Here is a 14,764-nt window from a genome sequence, read left to right on the forward strand (position 1 = left end):
CTCCGCTCATGAGCTGTAGGCGCTGTTCTCGTGGACGTACTCGGCGGTGAGGTCGTTGGTCCAGATCACCGCCGACTCGTCGCCGGCACGGAGGTCGACGGTGACCGTGATCCGGCGGCCCGACATGTCCACCTTGTCGCGGGACTCACCGGCCGCGCCGTCGCGGCAGACCCACACGTCGTTGATCGCCACGTCCAGCAGGTCCGGGTCGAACACGGCGTCCGTGGTGCCGATCGCCGACAGCACGCGCCCCCAGTTGGGATCCTCGCCGTGCAGCGCGCACTTGAGGAGGTTGTTGCGCGCCACCGACCTTCCGACCGTGACGGCGTCCGCCTCGGACGCCGCCCCGACGACCTGCACCTCGATCTCCTTGGACGCGCCCTCGGCGTCCGCGACCAGCTGGCGTGCCAGGTCGCGGCACACGGCGTGCACCGCGTCGGCGAACTCGGCCTCGCCGGGGGTGATCCCGGAGGCCCCGGACGCGAGGAGCAGCACCGTGTCGTTCGTGGACATGCACCCGTCGGAGTCCACCCGGTCGAAGGTGGTGCGCACCGCGCCGCGCAGGGCCCGGTCGAGGTCCGCCGCCGGTACGTCCGCGTCGGTGGTGAGGACCACCAGCATGGTGGCCAGGCCGGGCGCGAGCATGCCCGCGCCCTTGGCCATTCCTCCCACGACCCATCCGGACCCGGTCGCCACCGAGGTCTTGTGCACGGTGTCCGTCGTCTTGATCGCCACGGCCGCGTCCTCGCCGCCGCTCCTCGCCAGCCGCCGCGCCGCGGCGTCGATGCCCGCCGTGACCGCGCCCATGGGGAGGGGGACGCCGATGAGCCCCGTGGAGCACACCGCGACCTCGTGCGGGTCGGCCACCCCGATCGCGCGGGCCGTGTGCTCCGCCATGAGGCGGGCGTCCTCGGCACCGGCGGGGCCGGTGCACGCGTTCGCGCCACCCGAGTTGAGGACGACCGCCGACAGCGCGCCGTCCGCGAGGGCCCGGCGGGACCAGCGCACCGGAGCGGCCTGGACGCGGTTGGAGGTGAACACGCCCGCGGCGGCGCGGGACGGGCCCCGGTTGACGACCAGGGCGAGATCGGGAGCGCCGGATTCCTTGATGCCGGCGGCGACACCGCTCGCAAGGAACCCTTGGGCAGCGGTCACGGTCACGGAGCCACTCCATTCGTGGGCAGGCCCAGCCACTCCGGCAGGCCGAGGGCGACGTTCATGCACTGCACCGCGCCACCGGCGGTGCCCTTCACCAGGTTGTCGATGGCGCTCACACAGACGAGACGCCCGGCGTCCCGGTCCACGGCCACCTGTACCTGGGCCGTGTTGGAGCCGACGACCGAGCCGGTGGACGGCCACTGGCCGGCCGGCAGCAGCCGGACGAACGGCTCGTCCGCGTACGCCTCCTCGAACGCGGCACGTACGCGGTCGGCGGCGTCCTCACCGGAGAACGCGGGACGCAGCCGGGCCGAGCAGGTGGCGAGGATGCCGCGGGGCATGGGGGCCAGGGTCGGCGTGAACGACACGGTGACCCGCTCGCCCGCCACCCGCGACAGGTTCTGCGTCAGCTCGGGGGTGTGCCGGTGGCCTCCGCCCACGCCGTACGGGCTCATGGAGCCCATCACCTCGGAGCCGAGCAGGTGCGGCTTCACCGCCCGGCCGGCCCCCGACGTGCCGCTGGCCGCGACGATCACGGCGTCCGGCTCGACCAGGCGGGCGGCGTACGCGGGCATCAGGGCCAGGGTGACCGCGGTCGGGTAGCAGCCGGGCACGGCGATCCGGCCGGCGCCCCGCAACTCGTCCCGCGCCCCGGGCAGTTCCGGCAGCCCGTACGGCCACGTCCCCGCGTGCGGCGAGCCGTAGAAGCGCGTCCACGCCGAGGCGTCGACCAGCCGGAAGTCGGCGCCGCAGTCCACGACGAGCGTCTCGTCCCCCAGGCGGCGCGCGAGCGGAGCCGACTCGCCGTGGGGCAGGGCGAGGAACACCGCGTCGTGTCCGCGCAGCACGTCGGCCGAGGTCGGCTCCAGCGTCCGGTCCGCGAGCGCCGCCAGGTGCGGCTGCACCTCGCCGAGCCGGCGTCCCGCGCTGCTGTGGGCCGTGACGGCGCCGATCTCCACCCCCGGATGGGAGGCCAGGAGGCGCAGGAGTTCGCCGCCCGCGTAGCCACTGGCACCGGCCACAGCGACCCGTACGGTCATGTTCGTTCCGTCTCTTCTGATACGTGGGGGTGTTCGGGATGGGAGGGCTCGCAGGAGCGTCACGAGCGTCAGGAGCCCCTCGCCTCTCCGGCGGACTTCGCCTCTTTCGGCACCCTGTGGAGCAGCAGGTCGCGCAGCAGCGTGTCGGTCGTGCAGACGACGCCGCTGCGGGCCGCCCAGCGCAGGGCCATGGCGTGCTCCTCGGCGGAGAAGTCGGCGACGGCGTCCGCCACGACGAACGGCTGGATGTCGTTCATGAAGGCGTCGGCGGCGGTCAACAGGACGCCGAGGTGCGCGTAGACGCCGCAGATGATCAGCTGGTCCCGGTTCTCCAGGCGCAGCAGCCTGCCGAGATGGCTCCGCAGGAAGGCGTTCTGGCGGACGTTCGCCAGCAGGTGTTCGCCGGGGCGCGGCACCAGCGGGTCGACGATGGCGGCGGCGTCCGGCTCGTTCCCGATGCCGGGCCCCCAGACGTCGGCCGCGAGCCCACGCCGGCCCGGCTCCTGGGCGGCGGGCTCGGCGCTGAACACCACGGGCATGCCGAGCGTTCCGGCGAGTTCGCGCAGGGCGGCGATGTTGCGGACCAGGTCCACGACGGGCGGGAGGCCGGGCCGGAAGGCCCGGACGAAATGATTCTGCATGTCGTGCACGAGGAGTGCGCACCGGTCCGGATCGACGGTCCACGACGCGCAGGATGCGGGGAGCGCCGAGCGTTCGGGCATCGGATACGACTCGATGGCCGGCAAGCCCATGACTGTCCCTCCCCGGAGAATCCCCACGTGCCGCACACCGCCGTGGAACTTAGCTAAGCCTAACCTAAACTTCCGTGCGGCTGTTCGGTCAGGCGGCCCGCCAGTAGCCGAGGGCGTGCAGCCGCTCCTTCGGCACGCCGAGCTGCCTGCGCGCGTAGGAGGCGAGGGACCGGGTGGTCGCCGTGTCACAGGCGATCCAGAGGTAGGAGGCGTCGTCCACGCGCTCCGGGAGGGCGGCCCGAACGGTCTTGATCAGATGGGCGCCCTGGTCGCGACGCGGCACCTGGATGACCTCGCGGCCCGGAGCCCCGCCCCGCGGAGCGTGGTCGCCGTCGAAGGCGTGCGACGTCTCGTACCAGATCGTGGCCGGCGTGAGCGGCATGGACGCGAGCAGCGAGTCGATGGCGGGCCGGGACGCGGCGTCACCGACGACGAGCAGCCGCGACGGCAGGGGATCGGGCAGGGCGAACTCCGAACCCTGCACCGTCGCCTCGATGGTGTCGCCCGGGCGTGCGGCGCGGGCCCAGTCGCTGGCGCGGCCGGAGTGCAGCGCGAAGTCCATACGGAACGTCCCGTCCGTCGGGTCCGGCTCGACGAGGGTGTACGCCCGTTGGTGGGGCCGGCCGCCGTTGTCGAACCACAGGCGCACCCACATCGTCGGGTGGACTCCGGTGGCGCGGAGCATCCCGCCGTCGGAGAAGGAGAGGCGGTGGAGCCTGTCGGAGACTCGCTCGTTCGACGTGACGGTGAGGGTGAAGTCCTTGGCCCGCATGAGCTTGAGGACGGCACCCTGCCAGCCGTGTCCCACGGCATCCCCCTCGGGTCGCGATGATTAGGTAAGCCTAATCTAAATGGATCTGCGGGGTGCGGGGAAAGAGGGACGCCCGCACCGCCGCCGCGCACGTCACTGAAGCGCGTGCTCAGGGCCGGGAAGAGGATCGCCGATGGCGGGCGCCAGTCCCGGGAATGGCGAGAAAGCGACGAATCCGCTCGCCTGCCGCCGTGGCGTCCTCGGCGGGTTCCGGGAACAGCAGGCGCACGTCGCACCGGCTGCCGGGGTATTCGCAGCGCAGGGTGATGCCGTGGCGGTCCAGGGCCAGCGGTACGACACGGGTGAAGCCCGGCGGTACCCGGTGCCCGGCCAGGGCGACCAGGCCGGCCACCATGTCCTCGTGGGCGTCGGCGAGATGGGTCAGCATCGCCGCTTCCTCGACCGCGAGGGGATCCGGTTCCGCGAGGGTCAGCTCGTCGAGTCCCACCTCCACGGAACCGGCCGCGGTGCGCAGGGTGACGTGCGCGATGTCGACGCGCAGGGACGTGCCCCCGCCGCGACCGTCCGGCGCCAGCCAGCCGGCGACCGTGACCCGGGCCCGTACACGGTCGCGGACCGCTGTCGGCGCGATGTCCGTGAACTCCAGCAGAGCGGCGAGACTGCCGCGCGGCGCGTGCGCGACCTGGGCGCCGAGGGGGCTGTCGGTCGGCGGGTGGAGCGCGATCCGCCCCCTCCGGCTCACCGAGTGCATACCGATCAGGTCGTACGCCCGCCCCTCCGTGGTGAGGGACAGCGAGACGGCACGGGCGAGCACCGAACGGACCCGCACCGCGGCGGTCGGTTCGGACTGGATGCTCTCGTCTGCGGTGCTCAACGGGACTCCAACGGTGAGAGGTTGCATCGGTACGCCTCCGACGGCCGACCGACGCGGAACGCCCGTGTGGGCCCGCTCCACCGCGGCCGCGGCACGCCTCCTGATTTAGTAAGGCAAGCCTAACCTTACTCACACGCGCCCACCGAGGCGAGGGGCGGCAGTTGGCCGGCGGACTGCTGCTCGGTGCCGACGCCCGTCGTGGCCATGCACCCGAACCGTCCGCACCTGGCAGTGGCCCAGGGTGCGGGCGTCGCGGTGCTGCCCGTCAGTCCCCGTCTTCACGCCTGATGCGGTACGGGCACATCCTGGAACGGCAGCCATACTCGGTGCTCCGCGTCCGACTCACAGCATTCGTCGTAGTGGACGCCGACCTTGAAATCGCCCGGCTTCACCGATTCGGGGAACGAAGCGTCGATTCGGCAGCTCATGATCAGTCTGCCGCCCGGGGGAAAATTGGTGCCGTCGCCGTCGTTGCGCAGCTCCTCGCAGCCGGCGTGGAACGGGCCGGAGGACAGCTCGCACAGGCCCACCCCGTCAAGCGGCAGGCAATCGGGGAACTTCGACGGGTCGACGAAGAAGCCGAAACCGTAATTGTGGCCCACCCACAGGCTGTTCGGAGAAGGGATCTCAGGGCGGCGGTCGTCGGTGGCGGCCATCTCCACGGTCAGGGTGACGTGCACCTCGCCGGGCTTGTCGTACTGGCCCCCGGAGCCGTTGACATCCGTGGCGAGCCCCCGCCAGGCATACCCGTAGCGCCAGCCGTCGATGGTGATGGGCGTGAGCTCGGGCCCGGCCGGCGTTGTCCTCGGGCTCGGAGTGGGCGCGGGGGCGGGAGTTGCCTGCCTCACCGTTGCCGGAGGTTTCCGGTCGGCCTGCGTCCCGGGCGGGGCGGCGCACGCCGTCGCGGTGAAGAGTACGGCGACGGCGGCGAGGATGCGGTGACGCACGGTGGCCCCCTGGCTGTGAACGTGCAGTGGGCGAAGGGTAGCGAAACCGTGGAGGACCGGGCCAACGGTGAGACGGCGCGGCGACACCCGTCCCCGTCGCCTCTGCCCGGCGACGAGCCCGCCCGGAACCGCTCCTGTTCGGACACCGTCCTGATCATTCGTAGGGCGGGCAGCGCGACGACGGAGGCGAGCGAGTGCGAAGTGGGCGGCGTGCCGGCGGCCCGGCGTGGAGGGCGATGGCCACCGGTGCGGCGGCTGTCGTCCTGGCCGGCTGCATCGGCCCGAGCGGCGACACCGAGACGGAACCCGGACCCGCGGCGGCCGAAGTCACCGTGGTGCGCGGTGACAGGACGTACCCACTGACCGTGAAGATCACGGGATGGAAGGTCGGTCCGCACCCGCAGGTCCCCGACAGGGGCGACGCGGTGCACGTCACCTACCGCACGACCAGGACCGAGCCCCTGCCGGAAACCATGGTGGAACTCGCGGTGTGCGCCATCGACTCGGCGAACGCCGTACTGTTGTGCGCCACCATCGCCGTGCACGAGGTGCCCGGAGAATCACCGGTGGAGGACACCGACTTGTGGATCGGCCCCAGTACCGATCCGGCCCTGTCCCGCACGGCCCGCGTCGTCGTCCTGCCCGACCAGCTCCGTCACGGCCTGCACGCGGGCGACCCCAAGGACGGCGACGGCTACGTCCCGCCCGATGTCCCTGCGCCGGGCGAGCGCCTGCGCATCGGCTGACCGGCCACGGTCCTTCACGAGCAGGAGCAGGAGCAGCCTCCGCCGGAGCGCCCCGCTCCCCGCGGCTGCAGCCAGTGCCCGCCGGTCGTCCAGCCGAGGAACCGGCGGGCCCTGCCCCCGTCCGCCGTACCGTCCCGGTCGAAGGAGCCGCCCGCGGCGACCAGGTCCAGCCCCGCCAGCGCCGGCGCCAGGGCGGACCCGACGCGCGCGGGGTGACGGCCCAGCTCCTCGTCCATGGCGGCCCGTACGGCCACCTGCTCGTCCGGCGTGCACAGCGACAGGTGGAACAGCATCTGCCGCCAGGCGTACGCCGCGTCCTTGATCGTCGGCAGGGCGTACGGCTGCCGGTGCGCACGGGCCGTCAGCCGGCACACCGTCACGAAACAGAGCCGAGCGAGCTCCGCCCAGCCGCAGGAAGGGGAGATTCCCACCCGGTGGACCAGGCTCGCCAGGTTGTGCGTGGTGAGGATCTGCGCCTGCTCCACCACCTTGCCGTTCGCCGCCACCGACCACGAACGCGTCGACTCGCCCGCCCGCTCCGCGCACAGCCGGGCGAACCCGGGCGACGTACGGGCCCCGGACGACCGGCCCAGCGCCTCGCTCGCCTCGATGATCGCGAGGTTCCGCACGGCGGCGTAGTCGATGCCGTAGTACCGCTCGTACAGCGACCCGGAGAGCAGCTCCGCCGCCACACGCGCCGCGGTGAGGAACTTCGGGCTGAACGTGCCCATGAAGATGTCCGCCGCCAGCTCCTCCACCATCGGGGCCCGCAGATCGGCCTGCCGGACGAGCACCGACAGCTCGCGGACCAGCGGATTGGGCAGAAGCGTGCCCGGGAAGCTCCGCACGGCCAGCTCACCCAGCTCCCGGAGCAGCGTGTGCGCCGCGTCGCGGCCCGCCTCCGCACAGCGCTGCCCGGCCACGGCCGCCACCCATGGCAGTTCCTCCACCCGGACCTGCCGCTCCAGGTCGAGCAGCAGCAGCGAACGGCGGTTGCGGAACGCCCGGTAGTGCGCGGTCATCAGCCGCCGCAGCGCCGGATCGGCGTACGCGCGGGCGGTCGTCGCCCCGACCAGCTGCGGCACCAGCGCGGCCAGCACCTCGGCCGACGGGACGACACCGCGCTCCACGAGTGTCCCGACGGACGCGCTGAGCGCCGACTCGACCACCCGCCGGATCGCCGCCGGCACCGCCGCCCCGGCGGGCAGGCCGGTCGCGGCGTGCTCCTGGGTTGTGACCGGGGCGAGGAGCGGGGCCAGGTCGGACACGCCCGTGTGGCGCGGCAGATCGGCCAGCCGCCGCCGGACCAGCCCGGCCATGGCCTGGTGCGACGCCCCGGCCACCTGCTCCGCCTGCTTCCGGCGCAGCGCGGTGTGCGGCGCGGAGCCGGGCACGCCGCGCCGCCGGACCATGGAGGCGACGGCGTGCCGCAGCAGCCCGAGCCGTCGGGCGTCCAGCGGGCGGTCCGCCACGACCTCCGCCAGCGCGCCGCGCAGGATCCCCAAGTTGCCCTTGGGATCCCGGTGCTTGCCGCAGAGCGTGTGCGCCTCGGCGAGCTGCCGGTAGCGCCCCAGGAGCGCGGTGCCCCGTGCGTGCCAGGCGTCGTCCGGGACGCGCTCCAGCACACGGTCGCCGTCGGGTCCGGCGGTCGCCAGCCAGTGGACGAGCAGGTCGTCACCGAACGGCGCCCAGACCGTCAGCGCCTCCCGCTGGGCCTCCACCGCCCGGTGCGGCCGCCGCAGCGCCAGAGCCTCGTCCACGTCCGCGACGGTGGACCGGTGCACGGCCGCGCTGTCCGGCCCGGCCGCCGGGGCGGTACGCGGCGCGAACCGCAAACGGCCGGCGAACGGCTCCAGTTCCCGTACGAGCCCGCCCGCCTCCTCCAGCTCTCCGGCGCGCACCAGCCACGCCACGGTCAGCAGCGCGGCCTCCTCGGGCAGCGTCACCTCGTAGCAGCCGCTGTCCAGGAGGTCCCACAGTTCGGCGAGACCCCGCTCGGACAGGAAGTGGGCGAACAGCGCCCCCCGCTCGGCCGGCACCCCGGCGCGCCGCGCCGCCTCCCTCTCGTACGGCAGCAGCGGCCCGCCGGCGCTCGGCGCGCCGGTGGCGAAGCCGCCCTGGACGACCTCGGGGGTGACCCAGGCGGGAAGGCCCGCGACGGGCGTGCGCGAGCCGATCGTCAGACGCCCGTCGGCGATCCCCGCGAGGACCTGGCGCCAGCGGGCGGCCCGGCCCTCGGCACGGTCGCGGGTCGCGTCGTCCCCATGGGTGCGGGCCGTGGCGAGTGCCCTGGCCAACTGCCCGGCCGCATAGGCAGGGTTGACGGTGAGAAGCTGCTGCTCAGCGTTGTCATCCATAAGCCGACGTGGCAGGTTCCGCCCCTGCGCCCTCCGGGTCCCGAGCCCGGCGCTCTCCTGCTGAGCTACACGTCGATGGCGCCGACGCTAGAGGCCACGGGCGGAAGCCCTCAACTCATTTGCGTCCCGTGCGGGACCTGCCTCGCCGACAAGGGGGCCCGGGCAGGGGACCGTGTGCTCGTGCCCCTCTCTCCACGGATGATCGGCCGAGGGCCCTGGCCACCTGCCGGCTGTCCCGGATCATGACTCCGGCCCGGTCACCGGTGGGGACCGCAAGCCACTCGGGCCGACCCCGGCAACCCCGGTCCGCGGCACCGGCGTCCTCGCCCTCACGCCGCACCACCCGGACCGCGCCGCAGGGGCCCGAGCCGGGTCACGAGGCCGCGCCCAGGATGTCGGCGCTGTTCCCGAGCTGCACGTCGAGAAGCCTCTTGACCCGGTCGAGCCTCGTGGCGTCCGCGTCGATCGCCTCCTTCTGGTACGCGATGTGCAGGGCCAGGGCCACGCCGGGCAGGTTCACCTCCTCGCGGCAGCTCTCGTCGGCGACCGCGACCGCGATCTCCGCCCGGCTGACGGGCCGTTCGGGCTCCTCCTCCGTGACGGACACGGAACCGGCCCACCGCGGATCCCCTTCGGCGTCGGCCGGCGTGGCGTACGGGTGGCCGGACCGCTTCATGCAGGCGCGCCAGTGCTGTTCGGCCTGCCGGTAGCGGTGGTCCGACGCCACCCTCCGGGCCGCCTCCCCTTCGATGTCGGCCAGCGCCTTCCAGGGGACGATCGCCCGGTCCTCCAGTGCGGCGCGGAACGCCTCACCGGACTGGTCGAGCCGGCGCATCACCTCGCCGTGGCAACCGCCCGGCGGCACGGGCCGGCCGGCGAACACGCCGGCCGACCCCTCGTAGACACCGCCGTACCTGTCCGGCACGAAGAGCGCCTTCGTCCCTCCCCGGGCGGCGGACGCGTACCGGTCCGCCTGGAAACCGGCCGGGCCCCGGTATCCGTACCGGGACGGGTTCCGGTCGCCGAGCCAGCCCACCAGTGCGGGCACGTGCGGCCGGCGGACCTCCCGGATGGCCGGGGTGGCCAGGGTGATGCCGTAGCGCCGCATGCACTGCCGGACGGCCGCCATACGCGCCCGCTGCACCTGCGCGTACTGCCGCGAGGTCAGTTCGTAACGCTGCAGCGGTACGACGAAATCCGCCGCCGACCGTGGACGCGGCACCGGCGACGCCGCCGGCCCGCTGCCGCCGTCCCTGCCGGTCTCCCGGGGCGCGCCGGCCGGTCCGCAGGCGGTCGTCAGCGCCGACAGCAGGCACACGGCCGCGAACAGCCGCTTCGTACGCGGTGTCATGAGAGCCCCCAAGTACGTGGTGGAGTCCTACCGCCGCATCACGGGTAGAGCCTGCCGGTGTCGTAGTTGGTGATGTTGTTCAGCAACCGCCCGCGGGCGAAGACCCAGTTGACGCTGGACAGCGGCACGGCCGCGGTGAACGCCGACGTCTTGCCGCTGGGGACCGTCGACCAGGCGGGCCAGCTGCCGCCGTACGCGCCGCACCAGTACGACGTGTCGTTGCCCCGGTAGTTCCAGCCCATGGAGACGCGGTCGCCCGACCGGCCCCCGTAGATCACGCTGAAGACGTGGTTGTTGTAGTAACGGACGGCGATCCTCCGCCCGTCGACCGGCCGCGACTCCTCGTTCGGAGCCACCACCTTGTAGTCCCGGGCGGCCGAACACCAGGTGTCGGCGGCCTGGGCAGGTGTGGCGGTGACCGCGACCAGGGTGCTCGCCACCATGCCGGCCCCTACCGCCCCGGCGGCCATCCTCTGAAGTGTGCGCACTGTACGGACTCCTTCGCTTCCGTGCGGTACCGGCCGCGGGAGCGGCCGATCGCGTCGTGTGGTGCGGGACCACAGTGCGCGGCGGGCTTTGCACGGAACCTTGGGCAGACCTTGAATCGCCGGTCGCGGCCGGGCGCGGGGCGCCTGCGGGAAGAGAGGGCCCCGTTCCCTTCAGGCCCCGGCGGCCGCCAGGGCCTCCGCCTGACGACGGGTGAGCCGCCAGACCTGGACCTCGCCGGTCTCCGCCGGGGCCAGGCGCTCGTCCGGGCGGCGGCGGTGCTCGACGAAGCCGAGCCGGGCGGGGACGGCGGCACTGGCGCGGTTGGCCGCGTCGTGGACGACCTCCACGGAGGCGACGCCGGGGAGCCGGAAGGCCTGGTCGACCAGGGCGCGGGCGGCCCGCGTGGCCACCCCGCGCCCTGTGGCGGCGGGGTGCAGCCAGTAGCCGATCTCCAAGCTGTCGTCCGGGGTGTCGTCGTGCCGGTACAGTCCGCAGGCACCGGCGATCGCCCCGTCCAGCACGATCGCGTACGAGAACTCCCGCCCGTCCGCCCAGCGCTCGGAGCGGCAGGCCAGGAAGTCCGCGGTCTGCTCCCGGCTGTGCTCGGCGACCCACGGCATCCACGGGCGCAGATGCTCCAGCGACTCCTCGATGACCCGGAAGAACTCCGGAAGGTCCGCCTCGCCGTCGAAACGGCGCAGCGTGAGCTCGCCCACCTCGATCACCTGCTGGGGAAGGTCCATGCCGGGAGGATCGTGTGCGGCCGCCGCGGCCCGCAACGGTTTTTCGCCGTGGCGGCTCCCGGCCGGGGGCGGGGGAGACGCAGGTCACACTCGCCGCCGTCACGTCGTGCCGAGCGGTTCCGTCAGAGGGGTGTCACCGCCGACAACGGAGCTGAGGAGTCCACGATGGACGCACGCTTGAACGTCTTCGCCAGCCCGACCGCGGGCCGGTTCCTGAAGCACATCGTCTCCGCGGGCCAGGTGGTCACGAACTCGACGCTGCCCGCCGCGACGCAGGAGCTGGTGAAGATCCGGGCGAGTCAGATCAACGGGTGCGGCTTCTGCACCGACATGCACACCAAGGAGGCCGCCGCCGCCGGTGAGTCGTCGGTGCGTCTGCACCTGGTCGCGGCGTGGCGCGAGGCCACGGTCTTCACCGAGGCCGAACGCGCCGCGCTGGAGCTGACGGAGCAGGGCACGCGTATCGCGGACGCGGCCGGCGGTGTCACGGACGAGGCGTGGACGAATGCCGCCAAGCACTACGACGAGGAGCAACTCGCCGCGCTGGTGTCCCTGATCGCCGTCATCAACGCCTTCAACCGCATGAACGTCCTGATCCGGCAGCCCGCCGGCGACTACCGGCCGGGCCAGTTCGGATAGGGAGGGGCCGCCGCGGGGCCGGGACGAGCGAACCTCCCGGCCCTCGCGGCCGGCCGAGGGGCATCATCATCGGATGACTCATCTCGGACTGGTGACCCTTGTCGTGCGCGACTACGACGAAGCCATCGCTTTCTATCGGGATGCCCTCGGGTTCGAGCTCCTGGAGGACACCCGGATCGACGACGACAAGCGGTGGGTGGTCGTCGCTCCCCCGGGAGCGCGGGAAACGGCGCTGCTCCTGGCCAGGGCCGCGACCGGTGACCAGGAGGCCCGTGTCGGCGACCAGACCGGCGGCCGGGTCGGCTGGTTCCTGAACACCGACGCGTTCGACCGCGACTACGAACGGATGCGGGCGGCCGGCGTCGCCTTCGAAGAAGCCCCCCGCCAGGAGCCGTACGGCACCGTCGCCGTCTTCCAGGACCTGTACGGCAACCGCTGGGACCTCATCCAGCTGAACCGCCCGGGCGGGACTCCGGGGTGAGCCGCGAGCTGAACACGGTCGCACCGCGCACCGCTCGTGCGGCGCGGGGTGGGCCGCGCTTGCGCCGTCCAGGCGATTCGGGGCGGCTCCGGGCGAGGCATGCCCGGCTGCGCGGGGAAGGGGCTGGTTACTCTCTGTGGCGACACCGGGAGGAAAGCGTATGCGCCATGTGCTCCGCCGTACGAAGGCGGTCGGTGTGCTGCTGGCCTGTTGCCTGGGGCTGGCCGCCTGCAACGGCGGCGACGGCGGGGACGAGCCGTCCCCCAGCCCGTCGACGCCGTTGACCACAGAGCAGACCGATGAGCCCCCGACGACCGCCGCCCCCGAGGAGCCGGAAGAGCCCGGCGAGCCGCCGGCGCCCACGGACGGCGGAGGCGACCCGTACGTACCGCCCCCGCCCCCGCCTCCGACCGACGGCGGGGTCACGCCTGACGAGGAACCCGACGGCGTTCCGTCGAACGGCATCACTGGGCCGGGCGGCGCCCCGTCGTGAGACGCCCGGCGCGAAGGCGGCCGGACCCAGAGCCCGGTGCCGGCGCCGGCGCCACGTCGATCCTGAAATTCGTCATCGCCGAGGCGTCCTTCATCGCCGCGCTGATGTTCTACGTCGGCCTCATCTACACCAGCCGCTACTACAGCAACTTCCACCTGTCGCCCTCCTCCCTGGGCTTCGGCTTCTCCGACTATGTCGTCGAGAGTCTGCAGATCCTGTCCCGCCCGGTTCTCATCGCCGTCGTGTCCCTGCTGCTCCTGATGAGCGTTCCCCAGTTCGTCCGGCGCCTGCCGGTGACCAGCCGCGTCCGCCGCAGAGCTTCGGCCGTGTGGGGTGCGATGGCACGCCAGTACTGGGTGGTGGTCGCGGCGGGACTGGTGCTCTTCCTCCTGTGGCCGAGCGTCCGGCCGTACTGGATGGCCCCCGCCACCGTGGCCGCCGGTCTCCTCATCGGGCAGAGCGGGGCGGCCCTGCGGGGCAGGGGGCAGCGGCCGGCCGACAGGGCGGTGCCGCTGTTCGCCGCCCTCGCGTTCCTCCTCCTCGCCGTCACGCTCCTCGCCGCCCAGCTCGGCGACCGCGAGGCGAAGCAGGCCGCCGCCCGTGTCGTCCGGTGGCCCGGCGTCGTGGTGTTCAGCACGGAGCGCCTGAGCCTGACCGGCCCTCCCGCCCTCAAGGCCGAGGACCTCGGTGCAGGCGCGCATCTCCGGTACCGCTACAGCGGCCTGCGGCTCCTCGTCCAGCGCGGCGACCGCTACTACGTCGTCCCCGTCGGATGGGACCGGACAAGGGACTCCGTCTACATCTTCCGCGAGAACGAGACGACACGCATCGAACTGACCCCCGGCGTCCGGCGCGGTGCCCGTCGCTGAGGGAGGCGAGCGGCGGCCGCCGCGGCGGATGCGCCGGTCAGGGCTTCGTGGCCGTCCTCTAGAGTGCTGCCGTCCCCTGTACGCCGCCTGTGCCCCCGGCCCGGCGGCGCGTGCCGACCCCCTGCCTTCGGGCCCGACGGAGGAGCAACCGTGACCGACCTGGCGTCGTCCCTTTCCCTGCAGCAGGAGATCGCCCGGGAACTCGCGGTGAGCGAGTCCTTCGACGCGGAGCAGGAGATCGAGCGCCGGGTGGCCTTCCTCGCCGGCCGGCTGACGTCGACGGGCCTGCGCTCGCTGGTGCTGGGCATCAGCGGCGGCGTGGACTCCACGACCACGGGCCGGCTGTGCCAGCTCGCCGTCGAGCGGGTCCGTGCCGCCGGGCGGGAGGCGACGTTCTACGCGATGCGGCTGCCGTACGGCACCCAGGCCGACGAGAAGGACGCGCAGCTGGCGCTGGAGTTCATCCGGGCCGACCAGGTCCTGACGGTCGACGTGAAGCCCGCCAGTGACGCCGCGCTGGAGACGGTGCTGGCCGGCGGCACGGTGTTCCGCGACGCGCACCACCAGGACTTCGTGCACGGCAACATCAAGGCCCGGCAGCGCATGGTCGCCCAGTACGCGGTGGCGGGCGCGCACGACGGTCTGGTGGTGGGCACCGACCACGCCGCCGAGGCGGTCTCCGGCTTCTTCACCAAGTTCGGTGACGGCGCGGCCGATGTGGTTCCGCTCACCGGCCTCACCAAGCGGCGTGTACGGGCCGTGGCACAGGCCCTGGGCGCACCCGCCTCGCTGGTGTGGAAGACCCCGACCGCGGACCTGGAGACCCTGGACCCGGGCAAGCCCGACGAGGAGGCGCTCGGCGTCACGTACGACGACATCGACGACTTCCTGGAGGGCAAGCCGGTCGACGAGTCCGCGTACACGGCCATCGTCCGCCGCTACCGGCTCACCGAGCACAAGCGGCAGCTGCCGATCGCCCCCGAGCCCCTCACCGACTGAGCGAGCGCGTCGTGAGCGGCGGTGGCCGGGTCGGCACCCGGGCCACCGCCGTCA

At 73.2% G+C, this 14,764-nt stretch carries 16 protein-coding genes and 1 tRNA gene; 6 read left to right on the top strand and 11 right to left on the bottom strand.

The features are described from left to right. Positions 1-6 precede the first annotated feature (6 nt). The 6 genes from argJ to ABEB09_RS30140 all read right to left on the bottom strand — a co-directional run bounded on the left by argJ (position 7) and on the right by ABEB09_RS30140 (position 5,543). Positions 7-1,161 carry a bifunctional glutamate N-acetyltransferase/amino-acid acetyltransferase ArgJ gene (gene argJ / locus ABEB09_RS30115; RefSeq protein ID WP_345693065.1) on the bottom strand — a complete coding sequence of 385 codons (1,155 nt, stop codon included), beginning with the start codon at positions 1,159-1,161 and terminating at the stop codon, positions 7-9. Next, entirely contained in the window at positions 1,158-2,198 is a 1,041-nt protein-coding gene (gene argC, locus ABEB09_RS30120; RefSeq protein WP_345693066.1) for an N-acetyl-gamma-glutamyl-phosphate reductase, read from the bottom strand. Before argC ends, argJ begins: the two co-directional genes overlap by 4 nt. Positions 2,199-2,266: 68 nt before the next feature. Then, a complete protein-coding gene (locus ABEB09_RS30125; protein ID WP_345693067.1) occupies positions 2,267-2,950 on the bottom strand; it encodes an isochorismatase family protein in 684 nt (227 codons plus the stop codon). A gap of 88 nt (positions 2,951-3,038) precedes the next feature. Next, the gene (locus tag ABEB09_RS30130) at positions 3,039-3,758 is read right to left on the bottom strand and encodes a siderophore-interacting protein (protein ID WP_345693068.1); all 720 of its coding nucleotides are present in this window, start codon (positions 3,756-3,758) and stop codon (positions 3,039-3,041) included. Positions 3,759-3,870: 112 nt separating this feature from the next. Then, positions 3,871-4,596 carry a DUF2470 domain-containing protein gene (locus tag ABEB09_RS30135; protein ID WP_345693069.1) on the bottom strand — a complete coding sequence of 242 codons (726 nt, stop codon included), beginning with the start codon at positions 4,594-4,596 and terminating at the stop codon, positions 3,871-3,873. Between the two features lie 278 nt (positions 4,597-4,874). Beyond that, positions 4,875-5,543, bottom strand: coding sequence for a hypothetical protein (locus ABEB09_RS30140; RefSeq protein ID WP_345693070.1), 669 nt, complete (start codon positions 5,541-5,543; stop codon positions 4,875-4,877). Between the two features lie 236 nt (positions 5,544-5,779). Between ABEB09_RS30140 and ABEB09_RS30145 the strand changes: the two genes are divergently transcribed. After that, complete coding sequence (locus ABEB09_RS30145) at positions 5,780-6,289, top strand: hypothetical protein (protein WP_345693071.1); 510 nt, start codon at positions 5,780-5,782, stop codon at positions 6,287-6,289. Positions 6,290-6,303: 14 nt separating this feature from the next. Here ABEB09_RS30145 and ABEB09_RS30150 read toward each other — a convergent pair whose 3' ends face one another. The 5 genes from ABEB09_RS30150 to ABEB09_RS30170 all read right to left on the bottom strand — a co-directional run bounded on the left by ABEB09_RS30150 (position 6,304) and on the right by ABEB09_RS30170 (position 11,229). Next, the gene (locus ABEB09_RS30150) at positions 6,304-8,646 is read right to left on the bottom strand and encodes a hypothetical protein (RefSeq protein WP_345693072.1); all 2,343 of its coding nucleotides are present in this window, start codon (positions 8,644-8,646) and stop codon (positions 6,304-6,306) included. A 3-nt stretch (positions 8,647-8,649) separates the two neighbouring features. Next, a tRNA-Pro gene (locus tag ABEB09_RS30155) sits at positions 8,650-8,721 on the bottom strand. Between the two features lie 298 nt (positions 8,722-9,019). Next, on the bottom strand, positions 9,020-9,997 hold the full coding sequence (locus tag ABEB09_RS30160; protein WP_345693073.1) for a hypothetical protein: 978 nt from the start codon (positions 9,995-9,997) through the stop codon (positions 9,020-9,022). A 38-nt stretch (positions 9,998-10,035) separates the two neighbouring features. After that, positions 10,036-10,485: a hypothetical protein gene (locus ABEB09_RS30165; RefSeq protein WP_345693074.1), complete on the bottom strand. Its 450-nt coding sequence runs from the start codon at positions 10,483-10,485 to the stop codon at positions 10,036-10,038. A gap of 171 nt (positions 10,486-10,656) precedes the next feature. After that, a complete protein-coding gene (locus ABEB09_RS30170) occupies positions 10,657-11,229 on the bottom strand; it encodes a GNAT family N-acetyltransferase (RefSeq protein ID WP_345693075.1) in 573 nt (190 codons plus the stop codon). A 165-nt stretch (positions 11,230-11,394) separates the two neighbouring features. Between ABEB09_RS30170 and ABEB09_RS30175 the strand changes: the two genes are divergently transcribed. The 5 genes from ABEB09_RS30175 (at position 11,395) to nadE (ending at position 14,710) form a co-directional block, all read left to right on the top strand. Beyond that, the gene (locus tag ABEB09_RS30175) at positions 11,395-11,868 is read left to right on the top strand and encodes a carboxymuconolactone decarboxylase family protein (RefSeq protein WP_345693076.1); all 474 of its coding nucleotides are present in this window, start codon (positions 11,395-11,397) and stop codon (positions 11,866-11,868) included. A gap of 73 nt (positions 11,869-11,941) precedes the next feature. Continuing rightward, the gene (locus tag ABEB09_RS30180; protein WP_345693077.1) at positions 11,942-12,349 is read left to right on the top strand and encodes a VOC family protein; all 408 of its coding nucleotides are present in this window, start codon (positions 11,942-11,944) and stop codon (positions 12,347-12,349) included. Between the two features lie 160 nt (positions 12,350-12,509). Next, complete coding sequence (locus ABEB09_RS30185; RefSeq protein WP_345693078.1) at positions 12,510-12,842, top strand: hypothetical protein; 333 nt, start codon at positions 12,510-12,512, stop codon at positions 12,840-12,842. Continuing rightward, the gene (locus ABEB09_RS30190; RefSeq protein WP_345693079.1) at positions 12,839-13,711 is read left to right on the top strand and encodes a hypothetical protein; all 873 of its coding nucleotides are present in this window, start codon (positions 12,839-12,841) and stop codon (positions 13,709-13,711) included. Before ABEB09_RS30185 ends, ABEB09_RS30190 begins: the two co-directional genes overlap by 4 nt. A 150-nt stretch (positions 13,712-13,861) precedes the next feature. After that, entirely contained in the window at positions 13,862-14,710 is an 849-nt protein-coding gene (gene nadE / locus ABEB09_RS30195; protein WP_345693080.1) for an ammonia-dependent NAD(+) synthetase, read from the top strand. Positions 14,711-14,764: the final 54 nt, after the last annotated feature.

Source organism: Streptomyces coeruleoprunus, from assembly GCF_039542925.1.
Classification (GTDB): Bacteria; Actinomycetota; Actinomycetes; order Streptomycetales; family Streptomycetaceae; genus Streptomyces; species Streptomyces coeruleoprunus.

What these genes read in the sequence shown, in the direction of transcription:
- ABEB09_RS30170 (WP_345693075.1), bottom strand. Translation starts at nt 11,229, where the DNA reads ATGGACCTTCCCCAGCAGGTGATCGAGGTGGGCGAGCTCACGCTGCGC.
- ABEB09_RS30145 (WP_345693071.1), top strand. Translation starts at nt 5,780, where the DNA reads ATGGCCACCGGTGCGGCGGCTGTCGTCCTGGCCGGCTGCATCGGCCCG.
- ABEB09_RS30175 (WP_345693076.1), top strand. Translation starts at nt 11,395, where the DNA reads ATGGACGCACGCTTGAACGTCTTCGCCAGCCCGACCGCGGGCCGGTTC.
- ABEB09_RS30180 (WP_345693077.1), top strand. Translation starts at nt 11,942, where the DNA reads ATGACTCATCTCGGACTGGTGACCCTTGTCGTGCGCGACTACGACGAA.
- argC (WP_345693066.1), bottom strand. Translation starts at nt 2,198, where the DNA reads ATGACCGTACGGGTCGCTGTGGCCGGTGCCAGTGGCTACGCGGGCGGC.
- ABEB09_RS30150 (WP_345693072.1), bottom strand. Translation starts at nt 8,646, where the DNA reads ATGGATGACAACGCTGAGCAGCAGCTTCTCACCGTCAACCCTGCCTAT.
- ABEB09_RS30125 (WP_345693067.1), bottom strand. Translation starts at nt 2,950, where the DNA reads ATGGGCTTGCCGGCCATCGAGTCGTATCCGATGCCCGAACGCTCGGCG.
- ABEB09_RS30185 (WP_345693078.1), top strand. Translation starts at nt 12,510, where the DNA reads ATGCGCCATGTGCTCCGCCGTACGAAGGCGGTCGGTGTGCTGCTGGCC.
- ABEB09_RS30160 (WP_345693073.1), bottom strand. Translation starts at nt 9,997, where the DNA reads ATGACACCGCGTACGAAGCGGCTGTTCGCGGCCGTGTGCCTGCTGTCG.